Below are 20,788 nucleotides of genomic sequence, written 5' to 3'. Positions count from 1 at the left end.
GTCAGGAACGCACCATCCGGGCGATGGCGTCGGTGGCTTCCTTGATCTTGGCGTCGGCTTCGGGGCCGCCCGCCACCGCCGCGTCGACGACGCAATGGCTGATGTGGTCCTCGAGCAGGCCCATCGCCACCGCTTGTAGCGCCTTGGTCATCGCGGAGACCTGCGTCAGGATGTCGATGCAGTACTTCTCCTCTTCGACCATGCGTTGCAAACCGCGGGCCTGGCCTTCGATACGGCGCAACCGCTTGAGATAGTCGTCCTTCGCGGTGATGTAACCGTGCGACGAATGGTCGTGCGTGGCGTGGTCGTGGTCGTTGTTCGACGGGCTGGGTGTCACCGACTGCCTCCTCGTTGCCCGCCTGGTCGGCGGCCCGATATCAATACCCCCCTAGGGTACACTGCTGTGCAGGTATTGTCAGGTGAGCGCGTTACCGGCCGTTCGGGGCAGTCCCGCTGCTCGGCTGCGCTGGCGCCATACCGCACATAGTCGACACCACACCGGCCCGCCGCCGTGCAGCCTGACGCATCATGGCCGCCGATCCCCGCACCCCTCGGCACCGGGTGCGGTCGAAGCGGGGACAATTGTCGTCATGAGCCCGAAGGACCGGCCCGCGATCGCCGTCATCGGCGGCAGCGGCTTCTACGATTTCTTCGACAACGAGGCCACCGCCGTCGAGGTGGACACACCCTACGGTGTGCCGAGCGCGCCGATCGCGGTCGGCGAGGTCGAGGGACGGCCCGTCGCGTTCCTGCCGCGCCACGGCAAACGGCACGAATACTCCCCGCACACGCTGCCCTATCAGGCGAATATGTGGGCCTTGCGGTCATTGGGGGTGCGCCGGATCTTCGCGCCCTGCGCGGTGGGCAGCTTGCGCCCCGAGTGGGGGCCGGGCACGATCGCCGTCCCGGACCAGATCGTCGACCGCACCTCGGGTCGTCCACAGACCTTCTTCGACGGCGGCGGAGTGCACGTATCCTTCGCTGATCCGTACTGCGACGAACTCCGCACCGCCGCCATCGGCGCCGCCGACGGCACTCTACCGATGCGGGATGCGGGAACCATGGTCGTGGTGCAGGGCCCGCGTTTCTCCACTCGCGCCGAGAGCCGCTGGTTCGCCGCGCAGGGCTGGGAACTGGTGAACATGACCGGCCACCCCGAAGCAGTCCTGGCTCGCGAACTGGAAATGTGTTACGCCGCAGTCGCTCTGGTGACCGATCTGGACGCCGGACTGGAAGCGGGCGACGGTGTGCACGCCACCGATGTCTTCGCCGAGTTCGAGAAGAACATCACCCCGTTCAAAGCGCTGATCCGGCGCGCGATCGCTGCCGTCGACGGTACCGGCACCTGTACCCGCTGCCAGGTGCACGCCGGCGTCTCGTTGCCGTTCGAACTGCCCTGACCGCCCGGCGCGCAGGTATAGGCTCGCGCCGTGGACACCCCGTTGCGGCTCGAGGTCATCGTCGCCAGCGTACGACCGGAACGGTTCGCGCCGGTGGTCGCCGACTGGTTCCTGCGCACCGTGCGCGAACGGCCGGAATTCGATACCGGCGTCATCGATCTCATCGACACCCCGCTCCCCGCCGACCTCACCGAAACACCAGAGGTACAGCGGTTCCGGGCCCGGCTCGACGCCGCCGACGCCTTCGTGGCCGTCACCTCCGAATACAACCACGGCTATCCGGCGTCGTTGAAGACGGCCTTCGACAGCGCCAAACAGCAGTGGCGGGCCAAACCGATCGGGTTCGTCTCCTACGGCGGGCTGTCGGGGGGATTGCGTGCGGTCGAGCAGCTGCGTCAGGTCGTCGCCGAAATCCATATGGTGTCGATCCGCGAGACCGTCAGCTTCCACCAGGCCAAGAGACGGTTCGACGCCGCAGGGGAAACCCAGGATGGTGCGGCCATCGACGCGGCCGAACGGATGTTGCGCCAATTGGCTTGGTGGGGGCGGACTCTGCGGTCCGCGCGGACCTCGGACCCCTATCCGGGATAACGCCGCCCGCCGACGATGAGGGCGGACGTCGAACGCCGCGCGAGGTTACTGATGCGCCATGGCGCGGCGCCCACGCGGTTGACCGATGTAGGTGGCCTCCCGCGGAATAGACACCAGGGTCAGGTCGACCTGCGCGGTACCGGTCCGCAACACCACCCGGTTGCCGATCGCGCCCGGCTGCTGGATCGACAGATCCGGTTTGGTGGCGGGCCAGCCCATCGGGTCACCGGTCACATAGATTGTGGTGACACCGGCGTGCGGGGCGGGCGCGAGCACACCGTCGACCACGGTCGCGGTGAATCCGGCATCGGACTGATGGGTTTCCACCGCGATGGTCAACCGCTCCGGATTGCCGATCGTGGTGACCAGGTTCTCCCAGGCATGCGCGCGGTCGGTGCGGATCAGGATGCGCTCGCCGACCGCGAGGGCACGGAACACCAGCTGCTGGGCCAGATACAGCTCACCGGCCAGATACACCGTCGAGATACCGGCACCGATGATGCGGACCGCGACACCGTTGCCCTCGTCATCGGAGCCGATCAACTGCCCGCAACCCGACGACGGCAGATGCAACGCGCCGATCACATCGATCGGATACTCCGACATCGGCACCGTGTCATCGACATCCGGGATACCGATCGGCAGATGCGCGAGCAGGCTGTCGCGGTGTCTGCCGTTCATCGAAACCATGCCCTCGCGCTTGGTGCGTTCGGGCAGCTCACGTGCCGTGAGTCGCCACGCCGCACCGATATTCACCGAATCGCGGCTGCTGCCGGGCCGCAACCGCACCGCGACCGTCGTACCGCGTGAGGGCGCCACCCACAGCTGCGCCAGCAGATCCGAGCCGAGCCGCTTCGGGTCGACCGCACCGCCGATATTGACGCTGTTGCCCAGCTCGGCATAACGCCAGCGTTGGGTCAGCGTGCGCGGGTCGTAGCCGGCGGTGATCTGGAGAACCGCCTTCCGGATCTCCGGCGCGGTGAGGATGCGGGCGTTGCAGTCGGCGTCCTCGAGCGCACGCATGATCCGCTGCGTCGCGACCGTCACCGCACGGGAAGCGCCGTCGTTACCGCCGCCGCGGCGTTCGGCCGCACCGGGACAGGCCACCGCGTCGAAGCTGATGGCCAACCACACCGTGCGGTGCGCGGTGGCGGGCAGCGGACCGAGTAGCGATTCGTAGATCTTGCCCGCCGGGGTGCCCGCCCGGCTGCGGTGCCCGTGGCTGATGACATCGATGCCGCTGAGCAGGATGTCGTGCTGGGTCAGGCATTGCGCCAGCTCGGGCAGCGGCAGCAGATGCGAGGCGTGCACGGTGGTGCGGGCGATGCGGGTGAGTCCACCCTTGGGGGCGAGGACCTCGACAACGGTCACCACGCGGCTGCCGTCCCAGTACAGGCCGAGTGAACGTCCGTCGGGACCGCGGAAGTCGACGGTGTCACCGATCTCGTATTCACGCTGGGCCAGATAACCGGCTCCGGTACCGATCCAATCCAGCAGCACGCGCCGACCCACCGGGATCAGTGGGATCGAACCGACCGCGACACCGATGCCGACCGCTGGCCAGACGCCGAGCCCGGCCAGCAGCGCGATCGCACCCGCGATGAGCCCCACGAATTGCGCGATCATCAGGTTGCGCAGCGAGATGCGGCCCAGAAGCGGGCGCGGTCCCGCGCCGACAGGTTCGGCCATGATCATCCCCCAAGTACCCGTATCGGCCGACTTCTGTGTGGCCGAGCTGAACAAGAGTCCTCGGGAACTGTACTGTGTTCCGCGGACGCGAGCACTGTTCGGGGGAGGAAACATGCCTTCAAAACCCACCACGCGCTGGCAGGTGAGCGGTTACCGCTTCCTGGTACGCCGGATGGAGCACGCCCTGGTGCGCCGGGACGTGCGAATGCTGCACGACCCCATGCGCTCACAGTCGCGCGCCTACGCCGCCGGGTTGGTCCTCGGCATCGTCGTACTGGCCGGATGTGGTGTGCTGGCCCTGCTGCGACCGCAGGACAAGATCGGTGACAACAAGATCCTGATCGGTAAGGAATCGGGTGCGGTGTATGTCGTGCTCAACGATGTCGTCCACCCCGCGCTCAATATCGCTTCGGCGCGCCTGGCCGCCGGTGACGCGCCCGAGGCCGTCATCGTCAAGGAATCCGAGCTGGGCAGCAAGGCGCGCGGTCCGCTGATCGGCATCCCCGGCGCGCCGGGCGTGCTGAACTTCGACAAGGGCGGTACGGGCCGGGCCTGGTCGGTCTGTGACTCCATGAAGATGGACGGCGGCCGCGACCTCACCACCTCCGTGCTGGCAGGCGACCCGGAACTGGGCGAGAAGGCCTCGATCATGGGCGCGGACAAGGCGCTGCTCGTGCAGGGCGACGACGCCACCTACCTGGTCTACGACAACAAGCGCGCTCGCGTCGATATGACCGACCGCGCCGTCACCGACGCGCTGAACATCACCGGCTACACACCGCGGCCGATCAGCCAGGGCTTGCTGAATGCGATTCCCGAAGTACTCGAGATCGAGCCGCCGCAGATCGTCGATCCGGGCGGTACTCCGGACAAGCCGGTGGGAGACTTCCGCAACGGCACCGTCGTTCAGGTGTCGACCACCGGTGAGGCCGAGAACTACGTGGTCCTGCGCGACGGGTTGCAGCGGATCTCACCGTTGACGGCCGACATCATCCGCAATTCCAATCCGCAGCCCACCGGCGACACCACGATCAACCAGACCGTGCGGACCAGGGCCGATGTCTCCAATGCCCTGCGCGTCGAGAACTACCCCGTCACCGCACCGGCCATCATCGACGCCAAGGATCAGCCGGTCAGCTGCCTGTCCTGGAAGCCGATCCCCACCGCCACCGAGGATTCCGGTAACCAGGCCGAGCTGTCGGTGATCGTCGGTATCAACCTCCCGATGTCGGACAAGGCCAAACTGGTCCCGCTGGCCCAGGCCGACGGCTCCGGCCCCAACGCCGACTCCGCCTACATCCCCCCGGCCTCGGGCGCCTACGTCCAGACCACCGGCATCGAACCCGACAGCCGCCGCAAAGACAGCCTCTTCTACGTCGCCGACACCGGCGTCCGCTACGGCATCAAGAACGCCGAAGCCGTCAAAGCACTCGGCCTGCCGGAAAACCCGGAACCGGCCCCATGGCCCATCGTCGGCCTGCTCGCCAACGGACCGAGCCTCGGCCGCGAAGAGGCCATGGTGGCCCACGACGGCGTAGCACCGGACCCATCCCCCGCCCAGCAGCCGGTGGCAGCGGGGAAGTGAGCGGCGGGTGAGCCGCGTTCACCGAGCGGCTCACACACGCCTGTCTGCCCAATCGGCGTGGTGCTGACCGGGTGTCCATCACTGTGATCCCTTGTGGGGCCATGCAAACAGGGTGTGTTGCTAATGCGGGACCGGTGAGTTCTCGTTGACACACGAATGCGGCCCGCCATGTGGCGGGCCGCATTCGTGGTTGAAGCGTCGTCCGGCCGGTGTGGCCGGATCGTCGGTCAGTCTTCGCGCACCCCGAACCGGCGGCGGATGGGGAACGACGCCAGATAGCCGAGAATCAGTCCGGTGCCGATGATTCCGGTGCCGATCAGTGCGACATTGCGCGCCAGGTTGTCGGGGGGTGGTGGGGGAGCGGGGACGGGGAGTTGGACGCTTTGGGCCGGGCTCGGTTGTTTGGCCTGTAGCGGGGTGTCGGGGACCTGGTTGGTGAGTGCAGCGACCGGATCCACTGCGCCGTAGCCGATGTAGGGATTCCAGCCCTCGGCGGGGGCGTGGGCGGTGGCCTTCAGCCGTTTCATGACATCTTGCGCACTGAGTTCGGGGAAACGCTGGCGGACCAGCGCAACCACGCCCGAGACGTAGGGCGCCGCGAAACTGGTGCCCTGAAGGCTGCTGACCTTACCCTGATCGCCCTTACCGGTGATGGTGCCGCCGCTCGTCGGGTCCAGCGAGACGATTCCTTCACCGGGAGCGGCGATATCGACCCAGGGGCCGGGGACCGTGAAGTCCGAGGGATGTCCATTCGGTCCGATCGAACCGACGGTCAACACGTAATCGTCGAACCGTGCGGGAGTCACGTTCGTGGTCAGCCTGTTCCACAGGTCGGCGGACGGGTCGAGCGGAGAGACGTCCGGATTTCCCGCCTGGCACTTCGAGGTCTGATCCATATTGCCCGCGGCGGCGACGACCACGACGTTCTTTTCCACCGTTGCGTAGCGTAGCGCCGCTCCGAGTGCCTGGTCGGGAAGTTGGTACGAGCCGGGCACGCAACTGACCAGCGAGATATTGATCACCGACGCGCCTCGATCGGCTGCTCGCCGTACCGCCGACGCCAACGCATCGATATTGCCGTAGCCGGGCAGATCTTCCGGTCGCTCTTCCCGTGAGCGACCTTTGAGCGTGAACTTGTCGCTCGTCTGCCGGATCGACATGATCTGCGCGTCCGGCGCGACGCCGGAGAACCCTTGATCGGGAGTCCTTGTGGCCGCGATCAATCCGGCGACGATCGTGCCGTGCACATCGCAGTCCTGGAGTCCGTCACCGCCGGCCTGAACGTAGTCCCCGCCGGGGATCAGCCCTGGCAGACGGGAATGCGGTGAGACTCCGGTATCGATGACCGCGACCAGCTGGCCGGCACCGGTGGAGAACTGCCACGCGTGCGGCAGATCCAGCGCCCGCTGCGGTTGCGGAATGGTTGGACCATCCCCACCGCGTTGGATGTCGGCGCAGGCCACGTTCGGTTTGGGCTCCGTCGGATCCGGCGGAGCCGCAGGATCACCCGCAGGCAATCGCCCCATATCGATCGGCGGCGGCCGATCCGCGTATGCGACGCCTTGGCCCAGGCTCAACCCGAACGACGCGCTCATACCCAGCGTCAGGGCGGCGGCCGTGACGCGCAGGCGCCCGTTCACAGCCCGCGAACGAGGGAGTAGAGCGAGGCCACCCAGAAGACCAGGGGCAGTACGGCCGCGACGAACGCGTACTCGAGCAGTTCGACGGCCCGGCGCATCGGCGGGGTCGCCGACTGGTTCGGGATGATGATGCCGAGGATCAGCGCGCCGACCAGTATGGCCATCGCCGCGCCGAAGACGGCCAGCGGCTGCTCGGCCACGAAACCCATGCCGACCAGCAGGATCAACACGATCGATGCCCCACCCGCGACCAGCACGATCGCCTGCTCGGCCCCTGCGTAGGTGCGGCTGCGGAACATGAGCACCACGGCGCAGACCAGCGCGAGGGCGATGCCCTGCCAGTAGTAGCCCGCACCGGTGGGGTCGGTGGCCGCGAGCGCGCCGATCACGGTGACCAGCGTGGTCGCGGAGACGAGGCCGCTCAGGTACATGCGGGCGCGCTCGGACTTGGCGCGCAGCACCTCCATGGTCGGCAGCGCGCGGTGATCGTCGGGATCGTCCTCGGTGGGATCGATCGGGGTGCCGGGGGAGGGCACCGGCGGCAGCGGCAGCTTCGACAGCAGCATCGAAACCCGCGGCGCCAGCGACAGTCCGGCGAGTCCGAGGGCCGCGGCGACCGCGCCGATCGCACGCACCGGTTGATCGGTGAGCAGCCCGACCAGCGAGGCCGGTACCGCGTAGATCGCGAGTGCGCTCGCGCCGATGAACAAACCGAGCCCGACCCCGGTGACCCGCCAGGCCAGGATGGCCGTCGCGCCGAGCAGCACCGAGCCGAGTAGGAAATTCGCCCAGCCGTAATGGTCGGGGACGATGAGCATGCCCGCGGTGAACGAGGTCGGCAACGCGCAGCCACCGAGGACGAGCGCGGTGGCGGTGTCACCGTACATCCGGCTGAGCACCATGCCCGCGACCACGAGCAGGATCGTCACGCCGAGCGCGATGGAGCCGGTGATCCAGCCCGCCATGGCATCCGGGGCGGCCAGCAGTCCGGCGCATCCGGCGAGCATGGTGAAGGCCGCGAGGATCGAGCCGGTGATCCGCGCGGTTTTCGGCGTCCACCCCTTGAAGTGGTCGGCGTCGGCGATCGCGACGTTGTACATGATGTCGTCGAACAGCGGCGTCGGCGCGGTATGGGCGGCGCTCTCCAGCATCAGCAATTCGCCGTCGCGGACGCCGTGCTCACCGAGGCTCAACGAGTTGGAGAACGGGGGATGGCCGATCCGCGCCAGCACCCATTCGGCGGGCTCGAAGCGTTCACCCTCATTGTCGAAATCGTTGGTGCGGCTGTGCTGGGCGACCATGTCGACCACGCTCGGAATCACCAGAGCGACCGGGACATCCACCGGAATGGCCATGTCCACCTGGGTGTGCTTGGCCAGGATGGTGACCCTGGTCAGATCGGGTGCGCGGACGATGCCGCGTGAGGATTCCTCCTCGATATGGTCAAGTCGCGCGTGCGTCAAGGCTCCCCCAACTCGGTCGCTACCTCGTGTTTTCCGCACTCCGCCGGCCCGAGCGGAGCTTGCGAACCCATGGGTCCGGGCAGCAGAATGCTGGTCGAACTGTACGACATGTCGGCGGTTGCCTCTACACTGAGGCCCGAACACCGCAGGCCAAGAGGGGGAATTCTCGTCTTATGAGCACAGTCCGGTTTCAGCGGCGCGCACGCCGGGAGATGCCGCGGACGCCAGGTGGCGAGGTCACCCTGCAACCGCCTCCCGAGATCCCCCGGGTGACACCGGGCAACCTGCTGATGAAGCTGATGCCGGTTGTGATGGTCATCGGCATGGTCGGGATGATGGCCCTGATGTTCACTCAGGGTGGCAGCAAGATGATGTCGAACCCGATGTCGATGATGTTCCCCGTCATGATGCTGTTCTCCATGGTCGGCATGTTCGCCGGTCAGGGTGGCGGTAAGGGTCAGAAGGCCGCCGAAGCCAATGAGGACCGCAAAGACTATCTGCGCTACCTCGACCAGGTCCGCAAAGACGTCGACGACACCGCCACCCAGCAGCGCGCCGCAGTCGAATGGAGCCACCCCGAGCCCGGCCTGATCTGGATGCTCGCGGGCACCAGCCGGATGTGGGAGCGCAGGGCGGGCGACAAGGACTTCTGCCACGCCCGCATCGGCATCGGCGGGCAGCGCCTTGCCACCAGGCTGATCGCCCCGGAGACGGGTCCGGTCGAAGAGCTGGAGCCGATCGCCGCCGTGTCGCTGCGCCGCTTCGTGCGCGCGCATTCCACGGTCCCGGATCTGCCGACCGCCATCGCGGTCAAGGGCTTCGCCACCATCGCACTCGACGGTGATCGCGGCGAGGCGCGCGATATGACGCGCGCGATGTTGTTGCAGCTGGCCATGTTCCACGGCCCCGACCAGGTGCTGATCGCCGTCGTCTGCGGTCCGGACACCGCATCGGAGTGGGAGTGGACCAAGTGGCTGCCGCATTCGCAGCATCCCGACGCCCAGGATGGCATCGGCACCCAGCGCATGTTCTACAGCTCCATTCGCGAGGCCACCGCGGGATTGCAGCCACTGCTGGCCAACCGGGTCCGGTATTCGCGTAATCAGCCCGCCAACGCGAACCTGGTGCATATCGTCATCGTCGTCGACGGTGGTCTGCTGGAATCGGAGGAAGATCAGCTCCGCGAATCCGGATACGAGGGTGTCACCATCCTCGACCTGTGCGGTTACGCGCCGCGTCTGGCCGTTTCCCGCGGCATCAAGATGATCGTCGAGAACGGCGAATGCGTCGGTCGCGGTGCGACCGGCAATCAGGAACGTTTCGCGATGATCGACCAGATCAGCCCAGAGCAGGCCCAGCAGGTGGCCCGCAGGCTCGCGCCGTTCCGTGCCGCGAGCCAGCGCAGCAGCGATGTGGAGGTCAGCGATACCGAGGTCATCTCGACCTGGGCCCAGCTGATGAACCTCGGCGATATCGGCACGTTCAACCCGGAGCATGCGTGGCGGCCCCGCTACGGCCGTGAGCGTCTGCGCGTTCCGTTCGGTGTCGGTGCCGACGGACTGCCGGTGGTGCTCGACATCAAGGAAGCCGCCGAAAGCGGTATGGGCCCACACGGTCTGTGCATCGGTGCGACCGGTTCCGGTAAGTCGGAGTTCCTGCGCACCCTGGTGCTGAGCCTGCTGGCCACGCATTCGCCCGACCAGCTCAACCTGGTTCTGGTCGACTTCAAGGGTGGTGCCACCTTCCTCGGATTCGATGATGTTCCGCATGTCGCGGCCGTCATCACCAACCTCGAGGACGAGGCCGATCTCGTCGACCGTATGCGTGACGCCCTGGCCGGTGAGATGAACCGGCGCCAGGAAGTGCTGCGCCAGGCCGGCAACTTCGCCAACGTCTCCGAATACGAGAAGGCACGCGCTGCGGGCGCCGACCTCGATCCGCTGCCCGCGCTGTTCGTGGTGCTCGACGAGTTCTCCGAACTGCTCACCCAGCACCCGGATTTCGCGGAACTGTTCGTCATGATCGGCCGCCTGGGTCGTTCGCTGCACGTGCATCTGCTGCTGGCCTCGCAGCGCCTCGAAGAGGGCAAGCTGAAGGGCCTGGAAAGCCACCTGTCCTACCGCATCGGTCTGAAGACCTTCTCCGCCAACGAATCCCGTCAGGTCCTCGGCGTCCCCGACGCCTACAACCTGCCCAACAGCCCCGGTGGCGGCTATCTGAAGTCCGATTCCGGCGAGATCCAACGCTTCCAGGCGTCCTATGTCTCCGGCGACTACGTCGGTGGCGGTTCACAGCGCGATATGACCATCGCGACCCAGGCCGGTGAGATCGATGTGCGCGCAAGGCCGTTCGCCGCAGGGCATGTCGACTTCCGCAACGCCGACCGGGTTCCGCTGCCCACCGCACCCACCGACGATCCGGAACCACAGGTGAGCGAGGACGGCGAACGGCTGTCCAATATCGGCATGCTGGTGCAGCGCATCAAGGATCACGGCAGGCCCGCGCACGAGATCTGGCTGCCGCCGCTCGATGAGGCGCCCACCCTCGATCAGCTCGTCCCGCGCTCGATCCTCACCGGTGAATACGCCGCGGTGGCAACGCTGCGCGCACCGATCGGCATCGTCGACCGCCCCTACGATCAGCGACGCGACCCGCTGGTGGTCGACCTGTCCGGTTCCCGAGGCAATGTCGCCGTCGTCGGCGGCCCGCAGTCCGGCAAATCGACCATGCTGCGCTCACTGATCATGTCGATGTCGCTGACCCACACCGCCGAACAGGTGCAGTTCTACTGCCTCGACTTCGGTGGCGGTACCCTCGCCAGCCTCGAAGGCATGCCGCACGTCGGTTCGGTCGCCGGGCGCCTGGACGAGGACAAGGTCCGCCGCACCATCGCCGAAATGACCACGATCGTCCGCCAGCGCGAACTCCGCTTCCGCCAACTGGGTATCGAATCGATGGCCGAGTTCCGCCGCCTGCGCTCGATGGATCCGTCCAGCAGCCCGGCCGCGGCAGGCGCACACGAAGACCCCTTCGGCGACGCCTTCCTGGTGATCGACGGTTTCGGTTCGATCCGCCAGGATTTCGACGCCCTGGAACAGCCGATCATGAACCTCGCCGTACAGGGCCTGTCCTACGGCGTGCACGTGGTGATCGCACTGTCACGCTGGATGGAAGCCCGCCCGGCGCTCAAGGACCAGATCGGCACCCGACTCGAACTGCGCCTCGGTGACCCCGCCGACTCCGATTTCGGCCGCAAGATCGCGGCGCTCGTTCCGCAGGGTCGTCCGGGTCGCGGTATGACGCCGGAAAACCTGCACATGCTGACCGCTTTGCCGCGGGTGGATGGAAGTTCCGATCCGCAGGACATCAGCACCGGTGTCGCGAACGCGGTTCAGCAGCTTGCGTCGATGACGCCCGGCCGTCACGCGCCGAAGGTGCGTATGCTCCCGGAGCGGCTGGATCGCAACGATTTGCTGGCAACCCTCGAGGGTTGGGGCACGGTTGTGCCCGGCCGGAAGAACACCAACATACCGATCGGTATCAGCGAGTCCGAGCTGGCTCCTGTGTTCCTCAACTTCAACGAACAGCCCCATTTCCTCATCTTCGGTGACACCGAATGCGGTAAGACCACGCTGCTGCGCGCTATCTGTCAAGGCATCATGGAGTCGAACCGCCCTCAGGAAGCGGCCATCATCCTCGCCGACTACCGGCGTTCACTGCTCGGCGGCGTCGAAGGTGATCACATCGCTGCGTACGCGACGAGTGCGCAGGGTCTCACCACCAATGTCAAAGACATTGCGGGGCTGCTCGCGTCGCGCATGCCCGGCCCGGACATCACGCCACAGCAGTTGCGTGATCGCTCCTGGTGGACGGGCCCGGATCTGTATCTGATCGTCGATGACTACGACCTGGTCGTCACCGGCAGCGGCAATCCGATCGCGCCGATTGTCGAATACCTGCCGCACGCCAAGGATGTGGGCTTCCACCTGATCATCGCCCGTCGCTCCGGCGGTGCGGCACGTGCCCTGTACGAGGCTGTCATCTCGCGACTACGCGACCTGGCCACCCCTGGCTTGATCATGAGTGGCACCAAGGATGAGGGAATCCTGCTCGGCAATGTCAAACCCAGTGCGATGCCGCCGGGCCGAGGCACAATCGTCAGTCGAGCCGGCACCGAACTTGTCCAGACCTCGTGGATGCCTCCGATCGCATGACTGCCGTCGAGCTGACCCTCACCGAAACGCGCCTGTGGGCACGTAGCTCGAACACCCACGCCGACCTGCCGCCGTCGGTCGCACCCGGCAGCGACGGTACGAGCCTGGTCGTCGGTGAACCGCTTGTGCCGCAGTCGATGGCATGTTCGGCAGTGCAACTGCTGACGGCCGACCGGATCGCCTATCTGCCGAGCTTGCCCTCGCCCGTTGACGCCATGTCCGCGGTATTCGGCAGAATGCTTGCGGAGCTACGGGTTCCAGCGCCCTGCGAGCGCCTCACGATAGTTACACCGACCGAATGGGGGACCAGGCGCCGTTCCGACATCGAAACAGCCGCTTCCCGCCTTGCTTCCGAAGTCGAGTTCCATTCGGCGGCGTTGCGCGCGGTGGCTGCGGATACTCGAAATCGAGATCGTCGCACGGTGGTGATCGAGTTCGGCCCGCTGTCGACAACCGCGACATCGATCATCTACGGACAACAGGGTCCCGAGATCGAGGCGTGTGAGCACGAGCCGAATCTGGCTGCTGTCGAGATCGTTCCGGACAGTTCGGGTTCGAGCGAGCTGCGTGCGCTTCTCGAACGTCTGCTGGCCGGACGATCTGCCGACAGCGCGTTGCTCATCGGTGGGTTCGACCCGAGTTTCCTCGAGCTCATCGGTTCGGCCGTCACAGAAGTCTCCGGGCCCGACACCGAACTCCGGACTGTGGCGAGCGCTGACCTGGCTCGCAACAAACAGAACGAGGCCACGCACTACCCGACGGCGGCGATTCCGCAACTCCCGCAGACGGAATGGCTACAGCCACTACGTGAGCGCGCTGCGGCAACCCGCCCGCCTCGTTCGCGCACACCGGTCTACATCGGTGCCGCCGCAGTCGCGGCGATACTGATCGCCGGTGTCGGTGCAGCTGTAGTGCTGAACCGACCCGGCGATGATGGAGGAAGCGCGACAGCGGTGGCCCATTCGTCGACGGACACCGAAACTTCATCGTCCGCGGTTGTGCCGACGGCCGCTCCGACCACCGCCAAGACTGCGCCGGAGTCCCACACTATCGGCAACGTCCGATTCGAAGTTCCTGCCGGCTGGCGGATCACCGATGCCGCAGGCGGATCCCGCATCTACCTGGTCCCCGAAGACGGCACCAAAGCTCGAATCACGCTGACCCAGAAGCAGGTTGTCCCCGGCGTGGGCTACGAGCAGGTCGCGGCCAACCTCGAGGCTCAGATAAAGCAGCGCCCCGAAGGAACCATGAGCCCCCTGCGCCGCGACGTTGTCTTCGGCGGCCGCTCCGGACTGGCCTATACCGAACGTCCAGACGACGGCTCACAGGTCGACTGGCATGTTATCGTCGAACACAGCACCCAAGTCGGGATCGGGTGCCAATATCAGACAGGGGGGCAAGACACGACAACACAACTCTGTGCAGATGTCGCAACCACGCTGGAAGTCATCCCATGACACCAGCCCAAAATTTCTTCCAAATCGATGGAACCGATTGGGCGGGTCTGTGCGTCCAATCTAGTAGTTGGAGCGAATCGGCTCGATCCACGACGGGCAGCCGAATCAAGTCACAAGAACGGAGTGCATGATGGCGGGTACCGTAAGGAATGACCTTGCGACGATGCAGGCGACTTCTGGCCATGTCGTGAACGTCAGCAACCAGATCCAGAGTGAGATTACCGGGGTCAGGAATCTGGTCGACGGCGCAACCCACTGGGGTGGTACAGCGAAGCAGGCGTTCACGACTGTGATGGCTGATTTCGACAAGGCAGCCTCTGACCTGAAGACCATCTTGGAAGACAAGATCGCCGCGAACATCAAGAAAAACGGCGTGGCGTACGACCAGCAGGAACAGGACATCCAGGCGCAGGTGCTGAAGGCGGGCGCCTCCGGTGAGCTCGGTTCCAGCCTCAACATCAAGATTTAGTCGAACCAGCTTCGACATCAACAGACAATCGCTGAAATAGGGAGATGAACTGTGGCTGATCAGGGGATCAATTACAGCAAAGAGCAGCTGATCGAGCTTGCCAACCAGATCCGCGCTAGCGAGCGGCGCCTTCAGGAAACGCAGGAAGAGCTCAAGGGCTACGTGAATGGTCTGGTAGCGGAGTGGGATGGTGCTGCTCGTGAGGCGTACCAGACTACCCAGGCCGAGTGGGACAAGGCGCAGCAGACGATCATGACCACCCTCGAAACGATCGCCAAGGTCGTCGAGGACGGTGCGATTTCCATGGACGAAATGGACATGATGAACTCGCGCTCCTGGGCGTAATTCAGCCGTTCCTCGCGAACGTACAGTGGGCTCCGGTGTCGTCATGCCGGAGCCCACTTGTGTGTCGGCGCGCGCTGCGCGCTATTTGACTCGTCCCCGGAGTGCCGGGATCGCCCTGTCGATCAGTACTGATTCGGAATCCGCTGACCAGTTGCGCAAGGCGACAACGGCAGCTGGGTCATCCAGCGCGATCACGGTCGCTGCCGATCCGGTGATGAGGTGGGGCAGCCCGGTCAGGCCTCCGCCACCGGCCTCGGAATCGCTACGAACAACCAGGATGTAGCTGTTGCGATCGGCGACCAATCTTGATGTCTCCACCGGCCGAGGCGATGGTTCATCGCCTCGCTTCTCATAGCTGAAGTTGTAGATGAATCCCAGATCCTCGAAGAACTTCGTTTGCGGCGAAGGGCTCAAATAGACTGCGGGGTAGGAGTTTTCGGTGTAATCGATCAGGGTGATCGACTTGCCCTGGAAGGCTGGATTGCTCTGACGGGCCCTGTCGAGCGGCGTTTGCGCTTCCGGGGTAGGCGAGGAAACGACTCCGGCGGCGGCCGAACCTGACGGATCGTCTCCCGACATGACGAGTGCAGTGCCGCCAACGACAAGTCCGAGTACGATCGCCGCGGTGCCGATCGCAGCGGTCCACCGCCGCTGACTTTTCTGCCGGCTCGAAGCCGACGTCGTATTCGTCGAGAGGTTCGGCTCGGAAACCGGTCGCGGATCGATCACCTGCACCGGATAGGTCGGTGAAGTGTTGCTCGAGAGCGGGTTATGGCCGGGCACAAGGGCATTCGCTGCCGCGTTGGTGAACTCGCGGCAGCTGTCGAACCGATCGACCGGCTGCTTCGCCAACGCCCTGGCGAATACTTGGTCGAGCGCGGTGGGTAGCCCCGGGTTGACCATAGTCGCCGACGGTGGCGGTTGATGTAAATGTCCCATCATGACCATGGCTGGCTGGGTGCCGGGATACGGGTTCTGGCCGGTGATCAGCTTGAACAGCGAGCAGGCGAGGCTGTAGATATCGGCGCGGTGATCGAGAGGTTGTCCGGATAACTGCTCCGGCGGAGCGTAAGCAATGGTCGCGAGCATCCTGCCGGTTCTGGTGAGGTCCGATGCGTCATCGGTGGCCTTCGCAACGCCGAAGTCGGTGAGCAGAACGCGTTCGTCCTCGTCCGAGTCCGGCATGGAGAGCAGAAAATTCGCCGGTTTGATATCACGGTGCAGCAAGCCCCGCCGGTGCGCATAGTCCAAGCCCTTGCCGACCTCGGTAGCAATCCGAAGCGCACGCAACGGCGTCATCGAATGGGCGTCTACGGCGAGGACCTCTGATGCGTCTGTTCCCTCGATGTACTGCATCGCAATCCACAGTTGGCCGTTCTCATCCCCACGGTTGTAGACCGAGACGATGTTGGGATGGTCGAGGCCCGATGCGATATTTGCTTCGCGTTCGAAACGGGTACGGAACTCGGGATCACGCGACAACTCCGGGCTCAGCACCTTCAATGCATCCATGCGGGGCAGGCTCGGGTGCTTGGCCAGGTATACCGCTCCCATGCCACCGGCGCCGAGCGCCTTCACGATGCGGTATCCGCCGACGACTGTTCCCGGGCTCAGTGCCATGATTCACCTTCTCCTGGCTTGATAGGGGACAGCTTCGATCGCTCGCTGAGCAGGGTCGGTGGCCCGATGCCAAGAGGTCATCGTCCGTTCGCCAGGATGGAATACTGCGCAGCGGCCCGTTGGTGGACATCGACCAACTGATCGCTGGTTACTATCCCGACGTATTCGTGGTAGGCAACCATGCAGACAAAACGATCGAATCGTGTGAGTCCGTACTTTTCGGCTGTCTCCGTGCAGACAGAATCGGGGACGCTGGGCACGGCATCGGCGATCTTGGTGGCGGCTACAGGAAACAGCTCGTCGGTGATGGCTTTTCGTGCCGAATCGTAGCTTTCGGTGCGCACGACGATCGAGTCGCCCGAGGTGCCGAAACGCACGGCGTTCATCGCTGTGTAGCTCGACCGCGCCGTGCCCCGGTCGGGCGCGGCGTGCAGGATTCCGCGCAGTCCGACATTCACGGAGGAATCGCCGAGGCTCGGCTTGCCGGTGTTCAACGGGTCCATTGCACGAGCGACCAGACGATCGGGATCCCATGGTAGGGAAAGCATCTGAATATCGGTGACCGGTGGCAATTGATCCAACAGGGGGAGCTGGATGTCATACGCCTTCGCCGCGAGATCGGTCAGGGACTGCACATCGTTCGTGGGGGTTGAGATCTGGCCGGCGACGACGTAGGGGCCGTGCGCGATCGTAGACCTCATGAATGGTGACTTCGGGTTCCAGTGACTGTGAGCATTGGGGTACTTGTCCAACACAACAGGCCGGTTCTCCTCCTCGAACTGCGCGAGATCGCGATCATGGAACTGCTGCGCGGCGCGCTTCGCCGTATCCTCATCCGGGAACTGGATGATCAGAAGAGCGACTGCTGTTGCACCGGGTTCGGTTTTCGTCGGCCACTGGCCGGAAGACTGTGTGACGTACAGTGGTTTGCTACTACCGCCGGTCGCGAATGAATACAGATAGCCGTTCTCATCCGCAATCTTTCCCAGATCTGTCCCGAATTTGTCGAACTCAGAGTGGATCGGGTCGAAAGACACGTCATGATCGAGGGTGTATTTCAAGGACGGGTCGATTTCATCCGCAGTCGCGGTGAAGTCGGCCACGCGCATACCGGCGACCTGTGGCATATCGTAGAACGGGGCGCGGATCGGGTCGTCATGAGCGTCGACAGGCAGGGTCGGGTAGGTGCCCGTGTCGAGGTCCCGTATATCGATCTCACCCGGCACCGGACTTCCGGAGAGGGTGTCGCCGCAGGCGGCGGTGGACGTGGCGAGCAGGCCGATGGCCATTGCAGTGGTCACCGCTCGGCCCAAGATGTGATGGTAACCGTGTTTGCGGATCATTCTGCATTCACCAACAATGCGTATTGGGCGGAAATGCGCTGTTGGGCATCCAAGAGCTGCGATGACCAAGTGCGTGCCGCGTAACGACCATGCGATACCGAGCAATAGAATCGAAATGCCAGCATCTCTCTGCCGATGTACTCGATACATGTGGCCTGCGGGAGGGTGCGCGGTGGATCCGCGCTCCGATACTTGCGTGAAAGCTCGGTCAACCGTGCGCCGACGGTCCGTGCACTGGCAACGTCTTTGGCGCGATATAGCTCGGAACCATCGAATGCATAGCCGTCGATGCCGTTCTCGTCCACCAATCGACGTCGCTCGCCCATCTCGATCGCAAAGTGAACGGACGCAATGCCGGTGTGCGTACCCGGCGAATTCTGTGTTCCTTCGCTCGTCGTTCCAGGCAATGTGCGGCCAAGGATCCCTTCGGGGTCGGCATCGATCTCCATGAGTTTGTCCGGCGGGGTCGGCTCGAACTTCGAGATTGCCGGAACGACCGCATCGAGATTCTTCTCGACCAATCCTTGTAGCCCTGCCAGGTCGTGCCGTTCGACGTAGGACAGTTTGTAGTCGTAGACCCAGCTGTAGATCACGACCGGTCCCACGGCGTACCACGAACCGATCGATTGACTACCCCCCGGCTCCCAGTGTGCGTGGGCTTCGGGGTATTTCGGGATTTCAACCCGTTGATTCGCTTTGTTGTACTCGAAGTCGACTCGTTCCAATTCCGTCGCGGCGCGCTCTGCTGACTCCTCGGTGGGGAAGAGTAGGGCGGCGGTGAGGATGTCGATGCCTTCGTTATCGCGTTCGCTGCCAGCGGTGGTGAGGAACCCGCCGATGAAGTCGGGCGCGGCTTCAGGGAACCTTTCCGTGACGATGATCTTCTCCAACGGCTTCGGATCGATGAACGCATTGACCCACATGCCGTCGTTATGGATGAACATCGGATCCGTCGCGGCAGGTAAGGGCAGGTAGTTGCCGAGGCGCTGTGCCTCGACCATCCGGGCGTGGTCGAGTGAGGCGGGCTTGCCGAGTTCGCGCGGTTCGGTGGGAAAGCTACCGGTGTCGAGTTGGGTCAAGTCGACGACCGGGTCGGGAACGGTGGCAGGGGCGGTGGATTCGGCTTCATCCGCGCCGCAACCTCCGATACCGACGGTCAACACACCGGCTGTCAGAATTGTCCAAGCGGCCCGGAGTCCCCGTGACCTTGCTGTGGGCATTACAGACCTCCCCCTTCGATCGAGCTTGTCGTGGAACCTACTTCACCTGCGCTCGCAGGATCGGGACGAGCTTCTCCAGGAGGACCGGTTGGCTGGATGAGGTCCAGTTGCGGAAGGCGTTCACTGTGGCGGGGTCGTCGACGACGATGACCGTGGCGGTGACGTCGTTGACGTAGGGGTTGAGGCCGGACAGGCCACCGCCGCCTGCGCCCTCGTCGCTGCGGATGGCGATGAGGTAGCCGGATTTGATCTTGGAGAAGGTGGTGTAGCGGTCTTCTTTGGTGACCGGGCGGGGGGATGGGTCGTTGCCGGGGTTGGCGAAGGACGTGTTGTAGACGAAGCCGAGGTCCTGGAGGAAGGTCGCCTGGTCGCTCGGTGTGAGGTACATGGCGAGTTCGTTGTCGTACGCCTTACCGCCGGTAACGTCGACCACCGTCACCGCTTTGCCTTCGAACGCCGGATTGTTCTGGCGCGCTTCCTCGATGGAGCCGGGGGCCGCGGCAGTGGTCGAGGTGCCGGTGGGGCCGGCGGGGGTGTCGCCGCCGCTGAGGGCCCAGATGCCGATACCCGCGGCCAGGGCTATCACGACCACGGCGGCCGCGGCGCCGAGTAGGCGGTTGCGTTTGGGGGTGGATGGTGTGGACTGTAGGAGCGACAGCTGATCGGGTGTCGATCGGTGGGCTCGCGGGTCGGTGGGCGGTCGGGTCTGCTCGGCGGTGTTGTTGACGGCGTAGCGGGGCCAGCTGGGCTCTTGGGCGTGCGGGTGTGGGCCGGAGGCGTAGCCGGTGGCGGTGGGGTGCGGGCCGGAGGCGTAGCCGATCGGGCCGGGTGCCTGTGGGATCGCGCCGGAAAGCACCTGGGTGGCGGCGTCGGTGAATTCGCGGCAGGTGTTGAACCGTTCGGCCGGGTTCTTGGCCAGGGCACGGGCGAAGACTTGGTCGATGGCGGGCGGCAGGTTGCGGTTGACGGCGGTCGCGCGCGGAGGCGGTTCGTGTAGGTGCCCCATCATGACCATCGCCGGTTGGGTTGCCGGATAAGGGTTCTGGCCGGTCAGCAGTTTGTAGAAGGCGCAGGCCAGGCTGTAGATATCGGCGCGGTGGTCGAGCCGGCTGCCGGAGAGCTGTTCCGGCGGGGCGTAGGCGATGGTGGCGACGAAGCTGCCGGTCTGGGTGAGATCGGTGGTGTCCTCGGAGGATTTCGCGACACCGAAATCGGTGAGCAGGACGCGCTCTTCCTCGTCCTGTTCGGCCGAGAGCAGGAAGTTGGCCGGTTTGACGTCGCGATGGAGCAGACCCCTGCGGTGCGCGTAATCCAGGCCCTTACCGACCTCGGTGACGATGCGCAGCGCGCGCTGCGGTGTCATGGCGCGGGGATCGCGCTCCAGTTCGGCGGCGGCATCGGTGCCGTCGACATACTGCATGGCGATCCACAGCTGGCCGTCTTCTTCGCCGCGGTTGTAGACCGACACGATGTTCGGGTGGTCAAGGCCCGCGGCCAGGTTCGCCTCGCGTTCGAAGCGAGCTCGGAACTCGTTGTCGGCGCTGAGGTGACCGCTGAGCACCTTGAGCGCGTCCATGCGCGGGAGGCTCGGGTGCTTCGCCAGGTAGACCGTGCCCATCCCACCCGCGCCGAGTACACGCTGGATGCGATATCCGCCCACGATGGTGCCGGGGCTCATCGCCATCTCGCGGTCTCCTGTCCTGGCTGGGTCGGCAGCTGCGTGCCGTCGGTGTTGCTGTCCATCGGAGCATA

At 65.0% G+C, this 20,788-nt stretch carries 15 protein-coding genes; 7 read left to right on the top strand and 8 right to left on the bottom strand.

The features are described 5' to 3' along the window. Window position 1: 1 nt before the first annotated feature. Window positions 2-337 (bottom strand): metal-sensitive transcriptional regulator, encoded by a 336-nt coding sequence (locus tag QH168_RS08740; RefSeq protein WP_280234024.1) that lies wholly within the window; start codon window positions 335-337, stop codon window positions 2-4. Window positions 338-590: 253 nt separating this feature from the next. Between QH168_RS08740 and QH168_RS08735 the strand changes: the two genes are divergently transcribed. Both QH168_RS08735 and QH168_RS08730 read left to right on the top strand, forming a co-directional pair. After that, window positions 591-1,400, top strand: a complete 810-nt coding sequence (locus tag QH168_RS08735) for an S-methyl-5'-thioadenosine phosphorylase (RefSeq protein WP_280234023.1) — start codon at window positions 591-593, stop codon at window positions 1,398-1,400. A 30-nt stretch (window positions 1,401-1,430) separates the two neighbouring features. Then, complete coding sequence (locus QH168_RS08730) at window positions 1,431-1,991, top strand: NADPH-dependent FMN reductase (protein WP_280234022.1); 561 nt, start codon at window positions 1,431-1,433, stop codon at window positions 1,989-1,991. Window positions 1,992-2,036: 45 nt separating this feature from the next. Here the strand turns inward: QH168_RS08730 and eccE are convergent, their stop codons facing one another. Then, the gene (eccE, locus tag QH168_RS08725; protein WP_280234021.1) at window positions 2,037-3,680 is read right to left on the bottom strand and encodes a type VII secretion protein EccE; all 1,644 of its coding nucleotides are present in this window, start codon (window positions 3,678-3,680) and stop codon (window positions 2,037-2,039) included. 112 nt (window positions 3,681-3,792) lie between these two features. Here eccE and eccB point away from each other — a divergent pair, with 112 nt between their 5' ends. After that, on the top strand, window positions 3,793-5,265 hold the full coding sequence (gene eccB / locus QH168_RS08720) for a type VII secretion protein EccB (RefSeq protein WP_280234020.1): 1,473 nt from the start codon (window positions 3,793-3,795) through the stop codon (window positions 5,263-5,265). A 227-nt stretch (window positions 5,266-5,492) separates the two neighbouring features. Here eccB and mycP read toward each other — a convergent pair whose 3' ends face one another. Together mycP and eccD are read right to left on the bottom strand one after the other, a co-directional pair. Further along, window positions 5,493-6,860, bottom strand: a complete 1,368-nt coding sequence (mycP, locus tag QH168_RS08715) for a type VII secretion-associated serine protease mycosin (protein ID WP_280234121.1) — start codon at window positions 6,858-6,860, stop codon at window positions 5,493-5,495. A gap of 41 nt (window positions 6,861-6,901) precedes the next feature. After that, window positions 6,902-8,368, bottom strand: coding sequence for a type VII secretion integral membrane protein EccD (gene eccD, locus QH168_RS08710; RefSeq protein ID WP_280234019.1), 1,467 nt, complete (start codon window positions 8,366-8,368; stop codon window positions 6,902-6,904). A gap of 173 nt (window positions 8,369-8,541) precedes the next feature. Between eccD and eccCa the strand changes: the two genes are divergently transcribed. The 4 genes from eccCa (at window position 8,542) to QH168_RS08690 (ending at window position 14,853) form a co-directional block, all read left to right on the top strand. Then, the gene (gene eccCa, locus QH168_RS08705; RefSeq protein WP_280234018.1) at window positions 8,542-12,582 is read left to right on the top strand and encodes a type VII secretion protein EccCa; all 4,041 of its coding nucleotides are present in this window, start codon (window positions 8,542-8,544) and stop codon (window positions 12,580-12,582) included. Further along, window positions 12,579-14,039: a type VII secretion-associated protein gene (locus QH168_RS08700; protein ID WP_280234017.1), complete on the top strand. Its 1,461-nt coding sequence runs from the start codon at window positions 12,579-12,581 to the stop codon at window positions 14,037-14,039. The genes eccCa and QH168_RS08700 overlap by 4 nt, the downstream gene beginning before the upstream one ends. Before the next feature lie 130 nt (window positions 14,040-14,169). Then, window positions 14,170-14,508, top strand: coding sequence for a WXG100 family type VII secretion target (locus tag QH168_RS08695; protein WP_280234016.1), 339 nt, complete (start codon window positions 14,170-14,172; stop codon window positions 14,506-14,508). A 51-nt stretch (window positions 14,509-14,559) separates the two neighbouring features. Then, window positions 14,560-14,853 carry a WXG100 family type VII secretion target gene (locus QH168_RS08690; RefSeq protein ID WP_280234015.1) on the top strand — a complete coding sequence of 98 codons (294 nt, stop codon included), beginning with the start codon at window positions 14,560-14,562 and terminating at the stop codon, window positions 14,851-14,853. An 81-nt stretch (window positions 14,854-14,934) separates the two neighbouring features. Here the strand turns inward: QH168_RS08690 and QH168_RS08685 are convergent, their stop codons facing one another. From QH168_RS08685 to QH168_RS08670, 4 genes are all read right to left on the bottom strand, one after another. Continuing rightward, window positions 14,935-16,473 (bottom strand): serine/threonine-protein kinase, encoded by a 1,539-nt coding sequence (locus QH168_RS08685; protein WP_280234014.1) that lies wholly within the window; start codon window positions 16,471-16,473, stop codon window positions 14,935-14,937. A 77-nt stretch (window positions 16,474-16,550) separates the two neighbouring features. Then, a complete protein-coding gene (locus tag QH168_RS08680) occupies window positions 16,551-17,786 on the bottom strand; it encodes a DUF7373 family lipoprotein (RefSeq protein ID WP_280234013.1) in 1,236 nt (411 codons plus the stop codon). 26 nt (window positions 17,787-17,812) lie between these two features. Then, complete coding sequence (locus QH168_RS08675; protein WP_432421063.1) at window positions 17,813-18,979, bottom strand: DUF7373 family lipoprotein; 1,167 nt, start codon at window positions 18,977-18,979, stop codon at window positions 17,813-17,815. Window positions 18,980-19,073: 94 nt separating this feature from the next. After that, on the bottom strand, window positions 19,074-20,720 hold the full coding sequence (locus QH168_RS08670; RefSeq protein WP_280234011.1) for a serine/threonine-protein kinase: 1,647 nt from the start codon (window positions 20,718-20,720) through the stop codon (window positions 19,074-19,076). Between the last annotated feature and the right edge of the window lie 68 nt (window positions 20,721-20,788).

This window comes from Nocardia cyriacigeorgica, from assembly GCF_029868385.1.
Lineage (GTDB): Bacteria > Actinomycetota > Actinomycetes > Mycobacteriales > Mycobacteriaceae > Nocardia > Nocardia cyriacigeorgica_F.
This window is presented reverse-complemented; position numbering and strand designations above follow the sequence as displayed.